This is a genomic window from Pseudomonas sp. LABIM340 (assembly GCF_040017195.2).
Classification (GTDB): domain Bacteria; phylum Pseudomonadota; class Gammaproteobacteria; order Pseudomonadales; family Pseudomonadaceae; genus Pseudomonas.
In genome coordinates this window covers 3,511,448-3,530,185 of the sequence record NZ_CM200227.1, presented here as the reverse complement: position 1 = coordinate 3,530,185, position 18,738 = coordinate 3,511,448, and the positions used below count along the sequence as shown (strand labels likewise).

The window sequence follows — 18,738 nt, the reverse complement described above, 5'->3', positions numbered from 1 at the left end:
CCGGATCGCGGCGGCTCGCGGGGGATGGGCGAAGTCGCGGCAGATTGCCGCGTCGCCGGGCTCAGCGGGAGTACGAGCGCTGGTACAGCCAGAGGCTGAGGATCAGCCCGCTGAATGCTGCGAGTGCGGCGCAGAGGAAGATCGAGCTGAAGCCGAAACCGTTGGCAACCGCACCCATCAGCGGCCCGGTGACGCCCAGGGATACGTCGATGAACAGCGAATAGGCGCCCAGCGCGGCGCCACGGTTGGACGCGGGCACCAGGCCTACGGCTTCGACCCCCAGTGCGGGGAATACCAGGGAGAAGCCGAAACCGGTCAGCGCAGCGCCGGCGAGGGCGATCCAGGGCGTCGGGGCGCTCCACAGCAGAAGCAGGCCGAGGCTTTCCACCGACAGGCAGGCGATAGCGACACGGAAACCACCGTGACGGTTGATGGCGTTGGCGAACAACAGGCGTGCGCCGATGAAGCAGCCGCCGAAGGCGGTCAGGCAGTAGACCGCGTCCTTCCAGTCAAGACTGGCGTAATAGAGGGTGATGAAGGTGGCGATGGTGCCGAAGCCGATGCCGCCCAGCGCCAGGCCCATGCCGTGGGGGAACACCCGGCCGAGCACGTGGTGGAAGGGCATCCGCTCGCCATGCACCAGAGCTGCCGCACGCTTGGGCCAGGCCAGGACGAAGCCGAGCGCGGCCAGCAGAACCACGCTGCCACCCAGGCTGGCCAGCCCGAGTTGGCCGACCATCAGCACACCCAGCGGCGCGCCAATGGCCAGGGCGCCATAGCTGGCGATTCCGTTCCAGGAGATGACTTTTGCGGTGTTCGCCGCGCCGACGCGGTCGATGCCCCAGGCGATCGACGCGCTGCCAACCAGGCTTTCCGAAGTGCCCAGCACCAGGCGCGCGACCATCAGCAGGCCGAGGCTGAGCAATGGCAGGCTCTGTATCGCCCAGGAGCCGAGCATCAGTGCACCGCTGCCGGCGCAGCCGACCATGCCATAGAGCACGGCGCGCTTGGGTCCGAGGGTGTCGATGACCTTGCCGGCGTACGGGCGGGTGAGGAGGGTGGCCAGGTATTGGACGCTGATGACCAGGCCGGCCATCACCGAGCCGAAGCCCAGGTCGCTGTGCACGTAGCCAGGCAGCACGGCCAGTGGGATGCCGATGTTCAGGTAGGCGATGAAGGTGAAAAGGACGACGGACACCACCTGCAGGGTGGTGGACGAGGACGAGCGGGAATCGGCGGACATGTGCTGCAGTTCGGTACGGCGAGTGGTCCTACATGATGGACCGCGTCTGACGTGTAGGAAAGCTAGCTAACGAACTACCTGAAATAACATCCGTCCGTAGGGCGAATAACGCGTCAGCGTTATCCGCCGTTGTTTGGGGCGGCGCATAACCTGTTCCAGGTTGTACGCCCTACGCAGGCACCTTCACTTGCCGACTGATTGCAGGAGCGGGCCATGCCCGCGATCGCGCGCATGGCCCGCTCCTGCAGGAAACAATGGGGTCAGACTCGGCGGAACAGCGTCGGGTAATCGATCACCAGCCCGTCGTCATCCACGCTCAGTAGTGCCTTGAAATCCGTGCCTTCGAGGTTTTCGTAGAGATAGTGATGGGCATCGACCCGCGTGTAGCCCTGGCGCATCCGCACCGGCTTGAGCTTTGGCGCCTCCAGGTAGACGACCGCCAGCTCCCGGCGCTCGCCATCGGCCAGATGCAGGCGGCGAATGGGGAAGGTATTGGTGAAGGGCGACGGCCAGATGTCGATATCCAGGCAACCATCCAGGTCCTTGAGTGATTCGCCCTCGGCGTCCTGCCAGTGGCCTTCGCCATCGGTCAGCAGGTGCAACTGATGCGTACCGAGTGCGCTTTCCACGCTGAAACGCGCCCCCCGCAGCCGCCATTGGTCGTCCCAGTCCAGCTGGTAGTCGAGCTGATAGGACGGTCCGCCTGCTTCATCGATGGCGCGCAACTGGCTCTCGGCGCGCCGCTCACCCAGTTGCAGCGATTCCCAGCTGGCCGTCGGCGCGCGCCAGATGCCTTCCCAGCCGAGCGTACGCATCAGGGCGTCTCCAGCACGAGGCCCAGGCGTTGGCGCTTGGGCAGGCGGGCGACGACCAGTTGGTGCGAGCGGGTCAGCGCTTCGCGCAATTCGGCGTCGCCCATGGGGTAGGGGCGTTGCATGGAAATCCAGAAGGCTCGCGCCAGATAGGGCGCCGGGCGGATGCCGGGGCGGTCGACGTAGCCCAGGAACAGATCCGGGCCGACCTTGAAGGCCAGGCCGCCGTTGCCGCTGTCGAGGAAGTCGAGGATGGCGAACATCTTGTTGCCGGCCACCGAGAACACCCGGTTGCTGCCCCATTTGATGTCTTCGCGGGCGCCGGGGAGTTCCAGGCAGAAGCGGGCTATCTGTTGCGGCGTCATGTGCGAGCGTTCCCTCGGTCAGTCACGCGCTTGATCAGTCACGACCATGCTCAGTCTCGGAAATAGACTTCGACCAGATGGTAGCCGAACTGGCTTTTTACCGGCCCGTGAATCACGCCGACCGGCTTCTTGAAGATCACCTGGTCGATGCTGCGCACCATCTGGCCGGGGCGTACCTCGCCCAGGTCGCCGCCGCGTTTGCCGGAAGCGCAGGTGGAATGCTTGCGCGCCAGGGCGGCAAAGTCCTCGCCCTTGGCCAGGCGCTGCTTGATCTGCTCGGCTTCGGCGGAGGTCTTGACCAGGATGTGGCGGGCCATGGCGACGGGCATTGGTTGTGTCCTTGAATGAAAACGTCTGGGCGGCATTGTACGGCAGCAGTGATGCAGGTCGCATTTCACGATGGGTTGCATTGTCTGGCGCAGGGGCGCTCCATAGAGTCAATAAGCAAATTCTTATTTATAGGGCGCTGCTTACAGACGGCGCCCGCCGCCACCTAGCGTACGGATGCAGTTCAATGGATATCCAAGCGATGCTCAAGATCCTGGCCACCCAGGATGGTTCGGATCTTTACCTCTCCACCGGCGCTCCGCCTTGCGCCAAGTTCAACGGGGTGCTCAAGCCCCTGACCAACGAGCCGATGAAGGCCGGCGACGTCGCCCGCATCGGCTACGGGTTGATGGACGAGGAGCAGCGCGCGGAGTTCGACCGTGAGCTGGAAATGAACCTCGCGATTTCCGTGCCTGGTGTCGGCCGCTTCCGTATCAACCTGTTCAAGCAGCGCAACGAAGTATCCATCGTCGCGCGGAACATCAAGCTGGACATCCCGCTGTTCGCCGACCTGAACCTGCCGGAAGTGCTGCTCAAGGTGGTGATGGAGAAGCGCGGCCTGGTGCTCTTCGTCGGCGGCACCGGCTCGGGCAAGTCCACCTCCCTGGCGGCGCTGATCGACCACCGAAACCGCAACAGCGGCGGCCACATCATCACCATCGAAGACCCCATCGAGTACGTACACCGGCACCGCAAGTCGATCATCAACCAGCGCGAAGTGGGTGTGGACACCCGCAGCTTCCACGCCGCGCTGAAGAACACACTGCGCCAGGCGCCGGACGTGATCCTGATCGGCGAGATCCGCGACCGTGAGACCATGGAGCACGCCCTGGCCTTCGCCGATACCGGCCACCTGGCGATCTCCACGCTGCACGCGAACAACGCCAACCAGGCGCTGGACCGCATCATCAACTTCTTCCCCGAAGAGCGCCGGCCGCAGCTGCTCAACGACCTGGGCAACAACCTCAAGGCCTTCGTCTCCCAGCGCCTGGTGCGCACCCAGGACGGCAAGCGCCGCGCGGCGGTGGAAGTGCTACTGGGCACGGCGACCATCAGCGACATCATCAAGCGCGGTGACTTCAGCTCGATCAAGGAGATCATGGACAAGTCCCGCGCCCTCGGCATGCAGACCTTCGACCAGGCACTGTTCGACCTCGCAGTGGAAGGGGCGATCACCGAGGAAGAGGCGGTGAAGAACGCCGACTCGGCGAACAACCTGCGCCTGAAGCTCAAGCTCTACAAGGACAATCCGGGCAGCGTCGGTAGTGCTGCCACTCCCGCCGCAGCCAAGCCAGCCGCACCGGCACCGGTTGCACCGCCCGTGGCCGCCCAGCCGGTGGAAGCCTCCAGTTGGGGGCTGGAACTGGCGCTGGAAGAGATCGAAGCGGAAGACGCGGACAAGCCGGCCGGCTGATAAGCCGCGAACTGAACGGAAAAGCCCCGGCATGCCGGGGCTTTTTTGTTGCCTGTAGGAGCGGACCGCCGGTTTCGTAGGGCGCATAACGCGCCAGCGTTATCCGCCACAAGCCGGTTAGCGAAGCGGCGGATAACCTGTTCCAGGTTGTGCGCCCTACGGATGGCAATCGGCGGTGACTACAGCAACGACAGCGGATAGCTGATGATCAGCCGGTTCTCGTCGAAGCTGTTGGTGCTGCCCCAGTCGCGGCGCATGGTGGAGTTGCGCCACTTGATGTTCAGCGTCTTGAAGGTGCCGCTCTGCACCGTATACGCCAGCTCGCTCTCGCGGCCCCATTCACTGCCGTCGTCGGTGCTGGCGTTGTGCACGTCGCGGCCCTGGATGTAGCGGTTCATCAGGGTCAGGCCGGGGATGCCGAAGGCGACGAAGTCATAGTCATGGCGCAGTTGCCAGGAGCGCTCCTTCGCGCTCTCGTAGCTGGCGTTGAAGCTGTCGTTGGCCAGGGTGCCGCCACTGGTGCCATTGACGCGGAACCACTCGTCCTCGCCCATGACCTTCTGCAGGCCGAGGTAGAAGGTGCTCGCCCCGTACTTGGCCGAGAACAGCCCGGAGAAGGTGCGGTTATCCAGGTTGCCCGCACGGGCGCTGCCGTCCTCCTTGCCCCAGAAGTAGCCGATATTCGCACCGAGTACCCAGTCGCCAAGTGGCTGGCTGTGTTGCAGTTGCAGGTACTGCTGCTGGTAGATGTTCTTCAGCTGCGCATTCCACAGGCCGACCAGCGTGTGGTCGCCGTTGAAGCGGTACTCGCCGCCGGCGAAGTTGAAGCGGTCCGAGGTGAAGGCCGGGCGGTTGAACAGCGACAGGTCTTCCATGCTCGCGTCGTTGCGCGGGCTGTTCTGACGGAACTGGCCGCCATAGAGGGTCAGGCCGTCGATTTCCTTCGAGGTGACCTGCGCGCCCTGGAAGGTCTGCGGCAGCGAGCGCCCGTCGTCCGAGCGCAGGATCGGCAGAGCCACCATCCATTCACCGGCCTTGAATTCGGTCTTCGATACCTTGGCCTTGCCGGCCACCGCCAGGCGCCCGAAGTCGTCGGCGGGGCGGCCGTCGTCGTGGGTCGGCAACAGCTGGGTGCCAGCCGTGCCCTTGCCGCCGTCGAGCTTCAGGCTGTACAGCCCGAGCACGTCCAGGCCGAACCCGACGGTGCCCTGGGTGTAGCCGGAGCGGGCGTCGAGGATGAAGCTCTGGGTCCATTCCTCCGCCTTGTTCTGCCGGGCGTCACCGACGTAGTTGCGGTTCATGTAGAAGTTGCGCAGCTGCAGGCTGGCCTTGGCGTCTTCGAGAAAGCCACCTTCGTCGGCATGGGCCAGGACGGGCAGGGTGGGTAGCAGGCAGGCACTGATGGTGAGGCGGGGCAGATGACGGAGCATGGGTGTTCCCTCGGCATTCTTGTCGTTGTTCGGGGCGAACGGGGTCCTCCGCGCGGCTCTGTCGGGAGCGGCGGATGGAGGTTGAACGCAGTCAGCGAGCGCGGATCAGGCGATCAGCCAGGCGCGGGGGAAGCGCTGGGAGGGGCGGCGGGTGCGATGCACGCGCGCAGGCGTGCCAGGGAGAACGTGGGCATGTGAACGGACCTTTCTTATAGTTGTTGGCGCCACATCGAGGCGGCGGCTGGGGGCATAGTGGTGCTCGCCGGAGGCTCGCCGCAATTCGCCAGAGGCGTAAGCGTTCGTTGTTCGAACACGAATTAACCAAATGGAACATTTGTGTAGGGCGATTCCGCGTAGCATGGCCGGCATAACGCCGCGCGGGACTGTCATCGCCCGGCCTTGCAGCGGACCCGCGAGGTCCGCGCGCCGGCGTGGGGCGGGTTCTTTCCCCGGCGCAACTTGCTAGGCTGTCGAGTCGCGTACGCCAACCTTTCTGCCCAGTGATTCCGTGAGTCGATGAGTACCAGCCAATCGCCGTTGTCCGGCGTCCACCAGCCCTTCAAGGGCATCCTGCTCATCGTCCTGGCGACTTTCCTGTTCTCCAGCCACGACGCGCTGTCCAAGTACCTGGCAAGCATCTATCCCATCGTCATGGTGGTGTGGGCGCGCTACGTGGTGCACACGCTGCTGATGGCGGGCATCTTCCTGCCGCGCGCCGGCCTGGCCGTGCTGCGTACCCGTCACCCGTTCCTGCAGACGGCTCGCGCGCTGTGCCTGCTGGGCACCAGCTTCCTGTTCACCACGGGCTTGCAGTACATCCCGCTGGCCGAGGCGACCTCGGTGAACTTCCTCGCGCCGCTGCTGGTGACGGCGTTGTCGGTGCCGCTGCTGGGCGAGCGCGTCAGTGCTGGCCAGTGGGCTGCGGTGCTGGTGGGGTTTGTTGGCGTACTGATCATCGTCCACCCCGGTGGCGACCTGTTCACCCCGGCGGTGCTGCTGCCGTTCGGCTCGGCGCTGTGCTTCAGCTTCTACCAGCTGCTGACGCGCAAGCTCAGCCAAGTGGACAGCCCGACCACCAGCAACTTCTTCGCCGGGCTATGCAACACCCTGATCGTCAGTGCGCTGGTGCCGTTCTTCTGGCAATGGCCGGGGCTGGTGCATGGCCTGATGATGCTGGCCCTTGGCACCTGCGGGATGACTGCGCACCTGTTCCTGACCCAGGCCTTCAGGCATGCCGCGCCAGCGCTGCTGGCACCGTTCAGCTATTGCCAGATCGTCTTCGCCGGGCTGCTGGGTTTCGTGATCTTCGGCCATACGCCGGAGCCGTCGGCGCTGCTGGGGATCGCGGTGATCTGCGGCAGCGGGCTGGCGGCGGCGTGGTTGCAGAGTCGCAAGCGGTAGACGCGGACTTTTCCCGCGATCGCGGGCATGGCCCGCTCCTACACGGGCCCCATCATTCGATCTCGAACAGGCCATGGCGGATCGGCCCGACCTGCAGGCGCTGGCGCACGTCATCGTCGATGCGCGGGTCGTCCGGCTGGTACAGCTTCACCTGGCGATAGGCGCTGATGCGATTGATCTCCGGGCCCAGGTATTCCCAGACCACGCGGGTGCACGCCGGGGTGCGGCGGTCGCCGCTGGAGACGCCGGTTTTCAGGCCGTTCAGGCGAGTGATGCGACTCTTGAAGCTGGGGATGAGGATGGTCTGGCTCATCTCGTTGACGGTGAGCGACTCGTAGTCCATCAGGAACAGCCGGTCCTGTAGCTGGAAGGCCGCGCCCAGGTAGCGGCAGCGCACCCAGTCTTCAGCCTGCACGTCGGTGCTGCTGGAACGCTCCTGGCGCTCCTGGCGCTCGAACAGGAAGTTGCCGTCCTGCTCGTACAGATGCACCAGCGACAGCAGGATCGAGCCGGGCACCGACATGCAGTTGGAATACTCGAAGTAATAGCCGCAGTAGCGCGACAAGTTGCCCGCGTGGTCGCGCAGCGGGCGGAGCATCTCCAGCAGCGGATCGTCGCGCTGCACGTTGGCCGGCGAAGTGCCGCGCGCACCGATCAGGCGGGCGAACTGCTCCGGCGGCAGTTGCAGCTCGTAATCCTCGACGCCGAAGAAATCTCCAATCCTTTTGAGGTTGAATGGAGTGGGCTGGCTCTGCCCGCCGAGGTATTTGTTGAACTGCGCGCGGTTGATCGAGAGCTTGCGGCAAACCTCCGAGATAGAGCGGTAGTGAGCGCAAAGCAGTTTGAGGTTGGGGCCGAGGTTTTCGGACATTCGTGCCAGGTCCAGGTGATGCGACTGGTGCAATTATAGCGTCAGGTAGCATCAATTCGTAGCAGGCCGCGAAATTGTTTCGGGAGGCTTCGGGCGCAACCATGCGCCCCCAGTGAGCGGGCCAGCCCCAGGTCCGTGCTCCCACAATAACAATCGAGGCCCCAGCACATGCTCGACGCGATCAACGATTTCCTCTCCGGGAAAGTCCTCATCGTCCTCATCGTAGGACTCGGTGCGTACTTCACCATCCGTTCCCGTTTCGTCCAGTTCCGCCACTTCGGCCACATGTTCGGCGTGTTCAAGGAATCGATCCGTGGCCAGTCCGGCCAGCTGAGCTCGTTCCAGGCCCTGATGCTGAGCCTCGCCGGCCGCGTGGGCGCCGGTAACATCGCCGGTGTCGGCATCGCCGTGACCCTGGGCGGCCCCGGCGCCGTGTTCTGGATGTGGGTCACCGCGCTGGTGGGCATGTCCAGCAGCTTCTTCGAGTGCACCCTGGCCCAGGTCTACAAGCGCAGCGACGGCGACGGCCTGTATCGCGGCGGCCCGGCCTACTACATCCAGCACGGCCTGAAGCTGCGCTGGATGGCCATGACCTTCGCGGTCCTGCTGCTGGTCACCTACGGCTTCGCCTTCAACGGCCTGCAAGCCTTCACCGTGACCCATTCGCTGCAGAACGCCTTCGACATCCCGGTGCTGTACTCGGGCATCGCCCTGGCCGTGCTGCTGGCCGTGGTGTTCTTTGGCGGTATCCAGCGCATCGCCGCCGTGTCCGACCTGCTGGTGCCGGTCAAGACCCTGGCCTACATCGCCGTGACCCTGTACGTGATCATCACCCAGATCGAATTGGTGCCGGGCATGCTGACCACCATCGTGAAGAGTGCCTTCGGCCTGGAACCGGCCTTTGCCGGCCTGCTGGGCGCGGCCATCGTGATGGGCGTGAAGCGTGGCGTGTTCGCCAACGAAGCCGGCCTGGGCAGTGCGCCGAACGTGGCTGCCGTTGCCGCCGTGCGTCACCCGGCGTCCCAGGGCGTGGTCCAGGCGTTCAGCGTGTTCCTCGACACCTTCGTCATCTGCACCTGCACCGCGCTGCTGATCCTGCTCTCGGGCTTCTATACCCCGGGCTTCGAAGGCGACGGCATCACCCTGACCCAGAACTCGCTGGCCGCCGTGGTCGGTGACTGGGGCCGCATCTTCGTCAGCGTCGCGCTGTCGCTGTTCGTGTTCACCTGCATCACCTACAACTACTACCTCGGCGAGAACGCCCTGCAGTTCATCGTCGGCCGCAGCCGTTCCGCGCTGATCGCCTTCCGCGTGCTGGTGCTGGGCCTCATCCTCTGGGGCTCGATGCAGAACCTGGGTACCGTGTTCGCCTTCGCCGACATCACCATGACCTGCCTGGCCTTCGTCAACCTGGTGGCCCTGGCGATGCTGATCAAGACCGGCCTGCGCGTCATGCGCGACTACGACGAGCAGCGCGCCGCCGGCATCGAGCGCCCGGTGTTCGACGCCAGCAAGTTCGCCGACCTGGACATCGACCACGATGCCTGGCGCGATGCCCACAAGATCAACTCGACCGCTCCAGCCCACGGCAGCCTGCCGGCCCAGGGCTGATCCCTCTCGGACCAAGGTCTGACACGCGAGGCCGGGACTTCTCCCGGCCTCGCGGTTTATCCTGTGAACTTTCCTACAAGAGCACTGGCATGCGTCGCGTGAAGAACCTCTTTGTCCTCTATACCGGCGGCACCATCGGCATGCTGCAGACCGCCGAAGGCCTGGCGCCGGCTGGCGGCTTCGAAGCTCGCATGCGCGAACAACTGCAAGGCCATGGCGAGATTCACCTCGACTGGTCCTTCGCGGAGCTGCAACCGCTGCTCGACAGCGCCAACATGACCCAGGCCAACTGGCTGGCCATGCGCGACGCCATCGTCAATGCGCTGGAGCAGGGCGGCCATGACGGCGTACTGGTGCTGCACGGCACCGACACCCTGGCCTACAGCGCCGCTGCGCTGTCGTTCCTGCTGCTGGGTCTCGATGTGCCCGTCGTGCTGACCGGTTCCATGCAGCCCATGGGCGCGCCGGGCAGCGACGCGCCGGGCAACCTGCTGGGCGCACTGAAGGCGCTGGAAACCGGCGTCGAGCCGGGTGTATGGCTGTATTTCAATGGCGAGCTGATGCATGGCGCCCGCGTCACCAAGCTGCGCAGCGATGCCTTCGATGCTTTTGCCGTACTGCCGCGTGAGCGCAATGGCGAACATGCCGAGTCGCCGCCCGTCGAGCTGAGCTACCGCCAGCCGCGCCAACCGGTGAATCTAATGGTGCTGCCGCTGTTCCCTGGCCTGCGCCCCGAGCACCTGTGCGCGCTGCTGGAGAGCGGCGTTCAGGCACTGCTGCTGGAGTGTTTCGGTAGCGGCACGGGCCCTTCGGACAACGAAGACCTGCTGGCTGCGCTGCGCGATGCCCACGCTCGCGGCGTGGTGCTGGCGGCGATCAGCCAGTGCCCGCAGGGGCATGTGGCCTTCGACGTGTATGCCGCTGGCAGTCGCCTGCGCGATGCCGGGTTGGTATCCGGTGGTGGCATGACCCGCGAAGCGGCGCTGGGCAAGCTGTTCAGCCTGTTGGGCTGTGGCCTGCCGGCTGCGGAAGTGGAGCGGCTGTTCGCTCTCGACCTGTGCGGCGAGCGCGTCGACTGATTGACTGACTGAGAAACAACGCGCCCCGCTCAGGGGCGCGATTCTTCCACCGGCACGTTGAGCACCTCGCGCACCAGCATGGCGATGCTGCTCACGCCCATCTTTTCCTTGATCTTGGTGCGGTGCACATCGACCGTCTTGACGCTGATGTTCAGCTCGCGGGCGATGACCTTGCTGGCCTTGCCGTCCACCACCATCATCAGGATTTCCCTCTCCCGGCCGGTGAGCAGGTCGAGCTTGTGCTGCAGGTTCTGCTTCTGCTCCTGGCCCGCGTGCACCTGTACTGCGCTTTTCAGCGCGGCCTGGATACGGTCCAGCATCTGCTGCGGGTTGTAGGGTTTCTCGACGAAATCCAGCGCGCCGTTCTTCATCGCCTTCACCGACATCGGGATATCGCCGTGGGCGGTGACGAAGATGGTCGGCAGGTTGATGCCCTTGTCGTTGAGCATCTCCTGCAGCTGGAAGCCGCTGGTCTCGGGCATGCGCACGTCGAGCACCAGGCAGGCGGGGAGTCTTGGGTCGTATTCGCGCAGGAACTCCTCGGCGCCGCCAAAGCAAAGCGATTCGATGCTGACCGATTCGAGCAGCCAGGCGAGGGAGGTGCGCAGGTCCTTGTCGTCGTCGACGATGTAGACCACGGGTTTTCTAGCTTCCATCAGGCGTTGCCACTTTCTTTCTTATCGTTGTGAAGCTGCACGTAGGCCGCGTACGCCGGGCTTTTGCCGCGGTCGTCGGAATGGCATGACCCGGAGCATACCCATAGTCGCCGGTGCTGACGATAAAGAAACCACCTAGATGACTAGCGGCCCGCCCCCCAAAGCGTGGTGATCGTCTGAATATGGCGCGCCGCCGTGCTGCCCTACGCTGGCTCCATACAAGAAAGGCCGGGCGTGCCGGCCACTCCAGCACATGCCACTCCGGCAAATAGGAGCGAAGAAATGGCCAACACCCTCAGCCAGACCCAGATCGACTTCCGCAACGCCATGGCGCAGCTGCCGGCGGCGGTGAACATCATCACCACCAACGGTCCGGAAGGCCGCTGCGGTATCACCGCCAGCGCGGTCTGCTCGGTCACCGACTCGCCGCCTACCGTACTGGTCTGCGTCAATCGCGGCAGCGCTACCCACGATGTGTTCCGCAGCAACGGCCACCTGTGCGTCAACGTGCTGTGCGGCGAGCAGGAAGAACTGGCCAAGCACTTCGCCGGAATGACCAAGGTATCCATGGAAGAACGCTTCACCTGGGACCTCTGGGATGACGGCTACGCCGGCCTGCCGGTGCTGCGTCAGGCGTTGGTCAGCCTGGAAGGGCGGATCAGCGACTGCAAGGAAGTCGGTTCGCACACCGTGATGTTCGTCGAGCTGGAAAAGGTCGCGGTGCGCGAGCGCCAGGACAGCCTGGTGTACTTCAACCGCGTCTTCCACCGCGTCGACCGCGAGGCCGTGCGCTGCGCCAGTTGATCCCTATCCAACAACAAGAACGAGGTAATCACCGTGACCCTGAAGATTTCCCAGACTGCCGATATCCAGAAGTTCTTCCAGGAAGCCAGCGGCGCGCTCAATGACGCCGGCAACCCGCGCGTGAAGCAGTTGATCCTTCGAGTGCTGCAGGACACCGCCAGGCTCATCGAAGACATGAACGTCACCCCCGACGAGTTCTGGAAGGCGGTGGACTACCTCAACCGACTCGGCTCGCGCCAGGAAGCCGGCCTGGTCGTCGCCGGCCTCGGCGTCGAGCACTACCTCGACCTGCTGCTGGACGCCCAGGATGAAGCTGCCGGCATCGGCGGCGGCACCCCGCGCACCATCGAAGGCCCGCTGTATGTGGCCGGCGCGCCGCTGTCCGAAGGCGAGGCGCGGATGGACGACGGCCAGGATGCGGGTACCGTGATGTTCCTTTCCGGCCGTGTATTCGACCCGCAGGGCAAGCCGCTGGCCGGCGCCGTGGTCGACCTCTGGCACGCCAACACCAAGGGCACCTACTCGTACTTCGACAGCACCCAGTCCGAGTTCAACCTACGCCGGCGCATCGTCACCGACGCTGAAGGGCGCTACCAGGTGCGCAGCATCGTGCCCAGCGGCTACGGCTGCCCGCCGGACGGCCCGACCCAGGAGCTGCTCGATCAACTCGGCCGCCACGGCCAGCGCCCGGCGCACATCCACTTCTTCATCTCCGCGCCGGGGCATCGCCACCTGACCACGCAGATCAACCTCGCCGGTGATCAGTACCTGTGGGACGACTTCGCTTACGCGACCCGTGACGGGCTGATCGGCGAGGTGCGTTTCGTCGAGGACGCGGCTGCCTCCAAGGCGCGCGGTGTGGATGGGCGCTTCGCCGAGATCGAATTCGACTTCCAGCTGCAGCAGGCGGTTTCCGCCGACGCTGAGGACCGCAGCAACCGTCCCCGCGCCTTGCAGGAAGCCTGACTCCCGCCAGCGCTCCGGCCTTTCCGGTAACCCCGCCGTAGGATGGCGTGGAGCGCAGCGATACCCATCAATCCGTGCGCCGGCAGCACGGGTATCGCTCCGCTCCACCCGTCCTACGCAGAGCTCTCTGTAGCTCCAGCGCTGGGCTGTCGCAGGCATGGCCAGCTCCTACAAGGGCGGGCCTACGCGCTCCTTGTAGGAGTGGGCCATGCCCGCGAACAGCGGACAAAGTCCGCTGTATTCAGAAACGCTCAGTTCAGCCCCGCCGCTCCCGATGCATCAGCCAGAGGAAGTACGGGCAACCGATGAACGCCGCCAGCAATCCCGCCGATACCGGCCACGGATAGGCAATGTTCCGTCCCAGCCAGTCCGCTACCACCATGATCAGCGCCCCGGCCACCGCACTCAGCAGCACTTGCGGTGCCGCGCGGCGCACGCCTAGGTGGCGGGCGATGTGGGGGCCGATCAGACCGACGAAACTCAGCGGGCCGACGATGATGGTCGCGGTAGCCGTGAGCACTGCGGCAGTCAGCAGGATCGTCAGGTGGCTCAGACGCAACCGCAATCCCAGTGCAGTCGCCGTGCCGTTGCCCAGTGTCAGCAGGTCCAGCGGGCGAGCCAGCAGCAGGCTGACGCCGATCATCACCGCACCGACTACCAGCCCGGTGCTCGCCGACAGCACGTCCACCTGGTAGGTCGAACCGGTCATCCAGCTCATCATCGCCGTCATGCGCGGGTCGCCGCTGGCCAGCAGCAGGGTGCTCAGCGAGTGCAGCAGGGTCGTCAGGCACACGCCGGTGAGCAGCAGGCGCTCGGCATTGAAGGTCTTGCGCCAGGCGAACCACAGCAGCAGGCCGAGGGTGAGCAGCGCGCCGACGCTGGCAGCCGGGACCATGTAGGCCTGCGGCTGCGGCATCACCAGGAACAGCACCAGCACGGCAATCGCCGAACCGGACGTGGCGCCGAGCACTTCCGGGCTGGCCATGGGGTTGCCGGTCAGGCGCTGCACCAGCAGGCCGGCCACGGCGAGCATGGCGCCGGCAGCCAGTGAGCCGAGTACGCGCGGCAGGCGCCATTGCGCGATGGCGTCGCTCAGGCCGGCATCGCCCCAGTGCCAGCCATTGGCGTCCACCGCAAAGTAGATCGCCGGCAAGGTCAGCAGGCCGAGCAGGATCGCCGCGCCGATGATCAGCCGCCACGGGTGCTCCCGCTGCGGCTTGGCCGGCGCCGGGCGCGGGACGATGCCGCCGCTGCGCTGGCGGCTGAGCAGCCACAGCAGCAGCGGCACGCTGAAGATGCCGGTGAGGATGCCGGCGGGAATTTCCCCGGCGAAACGCGACAGTTCGCGGGCGATCTGGTCGACCACACAGAGCAGCGCGGCGCCCAGCAGTGGCGCCCAGATCAGGCGTTGCTTGAGCGTGCGCGCACCGCACAAACGCGCAATGGCCGGTGCGGCAAGGCCGACGAAAGCCAGCATGCCCACGGCGCTGGTGACGAACGCACTCAGCGCCACAGCCACGGCCAGCCCCATTACGCGGGTGCGTAGCAGATTCACGCCCACCGCCGCGGCGCCTTCATCCTCCAGCCCCAGTGCTGCCAGCGGACGCACCATCAGCAGCGCGATGACCATGGCCACTGCCAGGCGTGGGGCAAGATAGAACACGCCATCCCAGCCGCTCTGGTTCAGCGAGCCGGCCTGCCAGAGCAGCAGGTCGATCAGGTAGTCGTGGTTGAACAGCACCAGCAGCGCGTTGAGCGACACGCAGTACAGGCTGATGACCATGCCGGCGAGGATGAAGCGCAGCGGCGACAGGGTGCGGCCCCAGGCGAAGGCAAACAGCAGGCAGGCCGCCAGTGCCGCGCCGGTCAGGGTGACGGCTTCCAGGCCGTGCACCAGCAGGGCCGGGGCGAAGATGGTGGCCGCCGACAGGGCGAGGTTGGCGCCGGCGGACACACCCAGGGTCACCGGCTCCGCCAGCGGGTTGCGCAGGATCTGCTGGAACAACGTGCCGGCCAGGGCCAGCGCGGCGCCGGCCATCAGGCTCACCGCCAGGCGCGGGAAGAAGCTGAAGTGCAGCAGCACCTGGCGCACGTCGTCCAGGTCCGGCGACCACAGTGCCTGCCACCAGAGGTCGCGGGGCAGGGCGCCTTGCAGGCCGTGGAACACCAGCAGGCCAGCGAGAATCGCCAGCACCAGCGTGCAGAGCGCCGGCCCCAGTGGCAGGCCATTACGCGGGGCGGCGAGGCCGAGCGTCGATTCAGACATGGGCGACCTCCGTGGCGCTGTCCAGGTACGCCGCGATGCGTTCGGCGAGGTCGAGCACCGAGGCGGCGCCGGCGTAGGGGTAGAAGCGCTGCAGCGTCAGGGTGTGGCCCCGGCGTACAGCGGGGAGGTTGGCCCAGAGATCGTTGGGCTGTCGCAGGCTCTGCAGGCGTGCCGAGGTGGTGGGAATGTCGACGTAGACCAGGTGCGCGTCCGGGCGCTCGGCTAGCCGTTCGATGCTGACCATGGCCAGGCCGACCGGGCCGACGGGGCCTTGCCAGGCATTCTCGACGCCGAGGCGGTCGAGCACGTCCTGCACCATGCTGTTTTTCCCGTAGACGGCCGCGTGGCGGCCGTCCTGGTTGAGCACCGCGACGCACACCGGCGGCAGCGGGCGGCTCGCCAGTTTCGCGCGCAGCTCGGCCAGACGCTGCTCGCCCGCGGCGATGTAATCAGCGGCGACCTGTTCGACGCCGAGACGCCGCGCCAGGTCGTTCATGAAGTCGGTGGTGGCGCGCCAGGCGCCGTCGGCGGCCGGGTAGATGGCCACGCGCTCGGTCGGCGCGATGCCGTTGAGGCGGCGCTCCAGGGTCGGGGTCATCGGGTCGCTGAGGATCAGTTGCGGTTGTAGCTGCTGGATCAGTTCGAGGTTCGGTTCCCAGTACGGTCCCACGTCGCGCACGCTTTCGGGCAGCGGCTGGGTGGGCATGCGCACGCGGTAGTAGCGATCGTCGGAGATCGCCAGGGGCGGCACGCCCAGGGTCAGCAGTGTCTCGGCGGCCACCCAGTTGAGCGCGACGATCCGCGTCAGGCGCTCGCCGGCGAACACCGGCAGGCCGGAGGCGCAGGCCAGCCCGCCGATGGCGAGGCCCTGCAGCAGGTGACGACGGGTGAGGGACATGCACTACTCCTCGCGTTGAACGGGCTTCTGGAACAACAGGCTTCAGAAACGACCTGCCTTAGAAACAAGAAAAGGCCCCCTGCGAACAGGGCGCCCGGAAACAGCAGGCGGAAGCAGCCCGCGGCCGCCTCCGCCGGTGCCTTACCAGCTGTACTTCACGCTGGTCATGACGGTGCGGCGCAGGCCCGGGTAGCAGGAGATCGGGCTGTCGCAGGTCGCGGCATATTCCTCGTCCAGCAGGTTCTGGGCGTTCACCGAGAGGGTCACGTTCTTGTTCAGCGGGTAGCTCACGCCGGCGTCGAACAGGGTGTAGTTGTCGACGTGGTAGGTATTGGCGTTGTTGCCGTATAGCGAGCCGGTGTAGCGCACGCCGCCGCCGATGGAGAGGCCGTCGACCGCACCTTCGTGGAAGGTGTAATTCAGCCAGCCGTTGGCCATGTGCTCGGGCACGTTGGCCGGGCGGTTGCCTTCGTTGGCGTCGTTGCTCTTGGTGATCTTGGCCTTGGTGTAGGTGTACGAGGCCAGCAGGTCCCAGTTCTGGTCCAGCTTGGCTTTCAGCTCGGCCTCGATGCCGCGCGAACGCTGCTCGCCGGTGGCCTCGCTGAAGCCGGTGGGCACGCCGTTGGCGTTCAGCTGGTTGGTGAGGATGTTCTCCTTGGTCAGCTCGTAGGCGGCCAGGGTGATCAGCAGGGTTTCGTCCGGCTGGAACTTCACGCCCGCTTCGTACTGGTGGGCTTCGCTGGCCTTGAAGGCGCTGCCGTCGGAGCTGATGCCGGTGTTGGGCACGAAGGACTCGGAGTAGCTGACGTAGGGCGCCAGGCCGAAGTCGGTCAGGTAGGTCAGGCCGACGCGACCAGTGAAGGCGTTGTCCTTCTGCATGGTGTGGGCGCCGACATTGTTGTCCAGATCGTTACGCACGTAGTCGTAGCGGCCGCCGGCGGTGAGGATCCAGTGGTCGTCGAACTTGACCTGGTCCTGCAGGTAGGCGCCGATCTGCTCGATGTTCTGGTCGTAGTCGATGGACTGGATGCTGGTGTCCTTGCTCGGACGCGGCACGCTCTGACCGTAGATCGGGTTATCCAGGTTCAGCGACGGGCCGAGGGTGCGCCAGCGCGCGACATTGGCGTCCTGCCAGCTGTAGTCCATACCCATCAGCAGCGTGTGCTTGATGGAGCCGGTGTCGAAGTTGGCCTGCAGCTGGTTGTCCAGGTTGAAGGTGTCCATGTGCTGGTCGAAACGATCTGCGGTGCGGATGATGTTCCGCCCCACCTGCAGTTGTGGCAGCAGGTTGTTGAAGATCAGGTCGACCTGGCCGTAGCGCGCGTTCTGGCGGAATTCCCAGGTGTCGTTGAAGCGATGGCGAAACTCGTAGCCCAGGGTGTACTGGTCCTGGTCGAAGTGGTTGTAGTTGTGGTCGCCGAGCAGGGTGCCGGTGGGGTGGCCGTTGACGCTGTAGTCGAAGATCGAGCCGGAGTTGCGGTCACGCAGGAAGTCGGTGAGCACGGTCAGGCTGGTGTCTTCGTCCGGGGCCCAGGTGAAGGACGGGGCGATGTAGTAGCGGTCGTCCTCGACCTCGTGGCCGTCGTCATACTCGGCCTGGGTGTTGGCGTCGCGGGCCAGGCCCACCACGCGGTAGAGGAACTGGTTCTGGTCGTCCAGCGCGCCACCAAGGTCGAACTGGCCCTGCTTGCGGTCGTGGTTGCCGCCGGTCAGTTCGACTTCGTTGATGTGGTTGGCAGTGGGCTTCTTGCTCACGCGGTTGACGATACCGCCGGCGTCACCCATGCCGAACAGGCTCGAGCTCGGGCCGCGGACCACGTCGATGCGCTCGAAGGCGTAGGGCTCGCTGCGAAAGAAGGCGTAGCTGTTGTTCTGCTGACGCAGCCCGTTGAGGTAGTCGCTGGTGGCCTGGGCATTGAAGCCGCGGATGTACAGCCAGTCGAAGCCTTTCGGGTCCAGGCCATAGGCTTCCACCTTGACGCCGGGCACATAGCGCAGCGCTTCGGTCACGGTCTGTGCGCCCTGGGCATCCATCTGCTTGCGGGTGATCACCGAGATCGACTGGGGGATTTCCAGCAGCGGGGTGTCGGTCTTGCTGCCGCTGTTGGAGGTGCGCGGCACGTAGCTGTCTTCGCCCTCGACGGTACCGGTGATGACCTGGGCGGACATGTTCAGGGTGTCGCCGCTGGCGGAGTCGGCGCCCAGCAGGGTTACGCGGCTGCCTTCGACCTGGTACTTGATGCCGGTACCCTGCAGGAGGCGTTCCAGCGCCTGGGCGGGCTCCATCTCGCCGCGCACGCCGGGGGCGCGCAGGTTCTGCACCTGGCTCTGGTTGAAGACGATCTGCAGGTTCGACTGCGCGCCCAGGCTGGTGAGGGCGGAAGCCAGGGACTGGGCCGGGATGTCGATGCGCACCGGAGCGGCCTCGACGGCGGAAGCCGCCAGGACCATCCCCAGGGCGGTGGCGCGGACCAGGCGGGCCAGAGGCTTCACCTTGTGCTGGGATTGCAGCGCGTAGCGGTTGCGACTCACTTGTTTAGCTCCTTTAACCTTGAAGGCATGATCTTGTAATGCAATTTCTAATAAGAATGATTC

Annotated in this window: 16 protein-coding genes; 6 read left to right on the top strand and 10 right to left on the bottom strand. The window is 65.5% G+C overall.

Annotation, left to right across the window (positions count from 1 at the left end; all coding sequences use genetic code 11):
* Positions 1-61 precede the first annotated feature (61 nt).
* The 4 genes from ABKS89_RS16185 to ABKS89_RS16170 form a co-directional block, all read right to left on the bottom strand.
* Positions 62-1,243 carry an MFS transporter gene (locus tag ABKS89_RS16185; RefSeq protein ID WP_348586124.1) on the bottom strand — a complete coding sequence of 394 codons (1,182 nt, stop codon included), beginning with the start codon at positions 1,241-1,243 and terminating at the stop codon, positions 62-64.
* A gap of 260 nt (positions 1,244-1,503) precedes the next feature.
* Positions 1,504-2,058, bottom strand: a complete 555-nt coding sequence (locus ABKS89_RS16180; RefSeq protein WP_138215621.1) for a putative glycolipid-binding domain-containing protein — start codon at positions 2,056-2,058, stop codon at positions 1,504-1,506.
* Entirely contained in the window at positions 2,058-2,420 is a 363-nt protein-coding gene (locus tag ABKS89_RS16175) for an MmcQ/YjbR family DNA-binding protein (RefSeq protein ID WP_138215622.1), read from the bottom strand. The genes ABKS89_RS16180 and ABKS89_RS16175 overlap by 1 nt, the downstream gene beginning before the upstream one ends.
* A 50-nt stretch (positions 2,421-2,470) precedes the next feature.
* Positions 2,471-2,749 (bottom strand): peptidylprolyl isomerase, encoded by a 279-nt coding sequence (locus ABKS89_RS16170; protein WP_138215623.1) that lies wholly within the window; start codon positions 2,747-2,749, stop codon positions 2,471-2,473.
* 185 nt (positions 2,750-2,934) lie between these two features.
* Between ABKS89_RS16170 and ABKS89_RS16165 the strand changes: the two genes are divergently transcribed.
* Positions 2,935-4,161: a PilT/PilU family type 4a pilus ATPase gene (locus ABKS89_RS16165; RefSeq protein WP_171039445.1), complete on the top strand. Its 1,227-nt coding sequence runs from the start codon at positions 2,935-2,937 to the stop codon at positions 4,159-4,161.
* 179 nt (positions 4,162-4,340) lie between these two features.
* On the opposite strand, the gene ABKS89_RS16160 is transcribed toward ABKS89_RS16165, so the two are convergent.
* Complete coding sequence (locus tag ABKS89_RS16160; protein ID WP_348586123.1) at positions 4,341-5,591, bottom strand: OprD family porin; 1,251 nt, start codon at positions 5,589-5,591, stop codon at positions 4,341-4,343.
* Between the two features lie 516 nt (positions 5,592-6,107).
* Here ABKS89_RS16160 and ABKS89_RS16155 point away from each other — a divergent pair.
* On the top strand, positions 6,108-6,992 hold the full coding sequence (locus ABKS89_RS16155) for a DMT family transporter (protein ID WP_138215625.1): 885 nt from the start codon (positions 6,108-6,110) through the stop codon (positions 6,990-6,992).
* A 52-nt stretch (positions 6,993-7,044) separates the two neighbouring features.
* On the opposite strand, the gene ABKS89_RS16150 is transcribed toward ABKS89_RS16155, so the two are convergent.
* Entirely contained in the window at positions 7,045-7,863 is an 819-nt protein-coding gene (locus ABKS89_RS16150) for a helix-turn-helix domain-containing protein (RefSeq protein ID WP_138215626.1), read from the bottom strand.
* Positions 7,864-8,031: 168 nt separating this feature from the next.
* Between ABKS89_RS16150 and ABKS89_RS16145 the strand changes: the two genes are divergently transcribed.
* Both ABKS89_RS16145 and ABKS89_RS16140 read left to right on the top strand, forming a co-directional pair.
* Positions 8,032-9,474 carry an alanine/glycine:cation symporter family protein gene (locus ABKS89_RS16145; protein WP_138215627.1) on the top strand — a complete coding sequence of 481 codons (1,443 nt, stop codon included), beginning with the start codon at positions 8,032-8,034 and terminating at the stop codon, positions 9,472-9,474.
* 89 nt (positions 9,475-9,563) lie between these two features.
* On the top strand, positions 9,564-10,553 hold the full coding sequence (locus ABKS89_RS16140; RefSeq protein WP_348586122.1) for an asparaginase: 990 nt from the start codon (positions 9,564-9,566) through the stop codon (positions 10,551-10,553).
* 29 nt (positions 10,554-10,582) lie between these two features.
* Here the strand turns inward: ABKS89_RS16140 and ABKS89_RS16135 are convergent, their stop codons facing one another.
* Positions 10,583-11,209 (bottom strand): response regulator transcription factor, encoded by a 627-nt coding sequence (locus ABKS89_RS16135; RefSeq protein WP_138215629.1) that lies wholly within the window; start codon positions 11,207-11,209, stop codon positions 10,583-10,585.
* A gap of 282 nt (positions 11,210-11,491) precedes the next feature.
* On the opposite strand from ABKS89_RS16135, the gene hpaC reads away from it, so the two are divergent.
* Together hpaC and catA are read left to right on the top strand one after the other, a co-directional pair.
* Complete coding sequence (gene hpaC, locus ABKS89_RS16130) at positions 11,492-12,013, top strand: 4-hydroxyphenylacetate 3-monooxygenase, reductase component (protein ID WP_081519852.1); 522 nt, start codon at positions 11,492-11,494, stop codon at positions 12,011-12,013.
* 33 nt (positions 12,014-12,046) lie between these two features.
* Complete coding sequence (gene catA / locus ABKS89_RS16125) at positions 12,047-12,979, top strand: catechol 1,2-dioxygenase (RefSeq protein ID WP_348586121.1); 933 nt, start codon at positions 12,047-12,049, stop codon at positions 12,977-12,979.
* A gap of 256 nt (positions 12,980-13,235) precedes the next feature.
* Here the strand turns inward: catA and fhuB are convergent, their stop codons facing one another.
* The 3 genes from fhuB to ABKS89_RS16110 form a co-directional block, all read right to left on the bottom strand.
* Positions 13,236-15,245 carry a Fe(3+)-hydroxamate ABC transporter permease FhuB gene (gene fhuB, locus ABKS89_RS16120; protein WP_348586120.1) on the bottom strand — a complete coding sequence of 670 codons (2,010 nt, stop codon included), beginning with the start codon at positions 15,243-15,245 and terminating at the stop codon, positions 13,236-13,238.
* Positions 15,238-16,143, bottom strand: a complete 906-nt coding sequence (locus ABKS89_RS16115; RefSeq protein WP_138215632.1) for an ABC transporter substrate-binding protein — start codon at positions 16,141-16,143, stop codon at positions 15,238-15,240. The genes fhuB and ABKS89_RS16115 overlap by 8 nt, the downstream gene beginning before the upstream one ends.
* 141 nt (positions 16,144-16,284) lie before the next feature.
* On the bottom strand, positions 16,285-18,675 hold the full coding sequence (locus tag ABKS89_RS16110) for a TonB-dependent siderophore receptor (protein ID WP_348586119.1): 2,391 nt from the start codon (positions 18,673-18,675) through the stop codon (positions 16,285-16,287).
* Positions 18,676-18,738 lie beyond the last annotated feature (63 nt).

What these genes read in the sequence shown, in the direction of transcription:
- ABKS89_RS16185 (WP_348586124.1), bottom strand. Translation starts at nt 1,243, where the DNA reads ATGTCCGCCGATTCCCGCTCGTCCTCGTCCACCACCCTGCAGGTGGTG.
- ABKS89_RS16180 (WP_138215621.1), bottom strand. Translation starts at nt 2,058, where the DNA reads ATGCGTACGCTCGGCTGGGAAGGCATCTGGCGCGCGCCGACGGCCAGC.
- ABKS89_RS16175 (WP_138215622.1), bottom strand. Translation starts at nt 2,420, where the DNA reads ATGACGCCGCAACAGATAGCCCGCTTCTGCCTGGAACTCCCCGGCGCC.
- ABKS89_RS16170 (WP_138215623.1), bottom strand. Translation starts at nt 2,749, where the DNA reads ATGCCCGTCGCCATGGCCCGCCACATCCTGGTCAAGACCTCCGCCGAA.
- ABKS89_RS16165 (WP_171039445.1), top strand. Translation starts at nt 2,935, where the DNA reads ATGGATATCCAAGCGATGCTCAAGATCCTGGCCACCCAGGATGGTTCG.
- ABKS89_RS16160 (WP_348586123.1), bottom strand. Translation starts at nt 5,591, where the DNA reads ATGCTCCGTCATCTGCCCCGCCTCACCATCAGTGCCTGCCTGCTACCC.
- ABKS89_RS16155 (WP_138215625.1), top strand. Translation starts at nt 6,108, where the DNA reads ATGAGTACCAGCCAATCGCCGTTGTCCGGCGTCCACCAGCCCTTCAAG.
- ABKS89_RS16150 (WP_138215626.1), bottom strand. Translation starts at nt 7,863, where the DNA reads ATGTCCGAAAACCTCGGCCCCAACCTCAAACTGCTTTGCGCTCACTAC.
- ABKS89_RS16145 (WP_138215627.1), top strand. Translation starts at nt 8,032, where the DNA reads ATGCTCGACGCGATCAACGATTTCCTCTCCGGGAAAGTCCTCATCGTC.
- ABKS89_RS16140 (WP_348586122.1), top strand. Translation starts at nt 9,564, where the DNA reads ATGCGTCGCGTGAAGAACCTCTTTGTCCTCTATACCGGCGGCACCATC.
- ABKS89_RS16135 (WP_138215629.1), bottom strand. Translation starts at nt 11,209, where the DNA reads ATGGAAGCTAGAAAACCCGTGGTCTACATCGTCGACGACGACAAGGAC.
- hpaC (WP_081519852.1), top strand. Translation starts at nt 11,492, where the DNA reads ATGGCCAACACCCTCAGCCAGACCCAGATCGACTTCCGCAACGCCATG.
- fhuB (WP_348586120.1), bottom strand. Translation starts at nt 15,245, where the DNA reads ATGTCTGAATCGACGCTCGGCCTCGCCGCCCCGCGTAATGGCCTGCCA.
- ABKS89_RS16115 (WP_138215632.1), bottom strand. Translation starts at nt 16,143, where the DNA reads ATGTCCCTCACCCGTCGTCACCTGCTGCAGGGCCTCGCCATCGGCGGG.